The following is a 798-nucleotide window of genomic DNA, read 5'->3' on the forward strand; positions in this document are numbered from 1 at the left end:
AAAAAAAGTCCAAAGGTGAATTAAAAGCATATTCAAGACATCGCCAATGGTTTGTGTTCACTTCTGATTTACATAAATATATTCGTACAGGAAAAAACAATTCTAAAAAATGAGAATTAAACTTAATGCATCTCATAGATTGATTCGCTTACAAATGGCGTCTAATGATCCTATCTATTATGATAGATTAGAAATAGAAGAAAGAGAAATATTCGACCTTGTTCAATTTTTAAAAAAAGAACGGATTAAATCTAAAATATCTTTAAGGTCATTATCTGAAAATTGTAATATATCAGTTGATAGATTAGGGAAAATAGAAAAGTTTAATGTTGATCCTAAAATGTATGAATTACTGTCATATAAGCATTGTTTAATTAGCTTAGAAAGCTCTATTAGATCAGCGTTATTAAAGCAGAAAAGAGATTATGAAAGTTTAACACCTAAAGACAAAAAACTATTAAAGAAAATAGAAAGTATTTAAGTATAAAAATGAAAGTATTTTCATGTGAAAATAAACGCACAATTATTTTAGTTGTGTGTTTTTTATGTTGTACATGTTGTTCTTTTTTAGTACATTTGTATTATGGAAGAAAAACTAATAGGATACAGGGTGCAATTACCTGAAAGTATTGTAGATTCCCTAAAAAGAATAGCTTTTGAGAATAAAAGAAGTCTTAAAAAAGAAATGGAAGATGTTCTAACTAGACATGTAAAGAAAAATAAACACAAGTATGTACAAATTGAACAAGGTAACGATGAAGCCACACCAATAATTAAAAATTCATCTGATGAATTTTC

2 protein-coding genes are annotated in these 798 nt (G+C 26.6%); both read left to right on the forward strand.

The features are described from left to right. Nucleotides 1-109 precede the first annotated feature (109 nt). A complete protein-coding gene (locus tag NH26_RS24825; protein ID WP_071397308.1) occupies nucleotides 110-481 on the forward strand; it encodes a hypothetical protein in 372 nt (123 codons plus the stop codon). A gap of 102 nt (nucleotides 482-583) precedes the next feature. Continuing rightward, nucleotides 584-798, forward strand: a 215-nt coding sequence (locus tag NH26_RS24830; RefSeq protein WP_199880307.1) for a hypothetical protein, incomplete at its 3' end; no start/stop codon positions are given.

This window comes from Flammeovirga pacifica (genome assembly GCF_000807855.2).
Lineage (GTDB): Bacteria > Bacteroidota > Bacteroidia > Cytophagales > Flammeovirgaceae > Flammeovirga > Flammeovirga pacifica.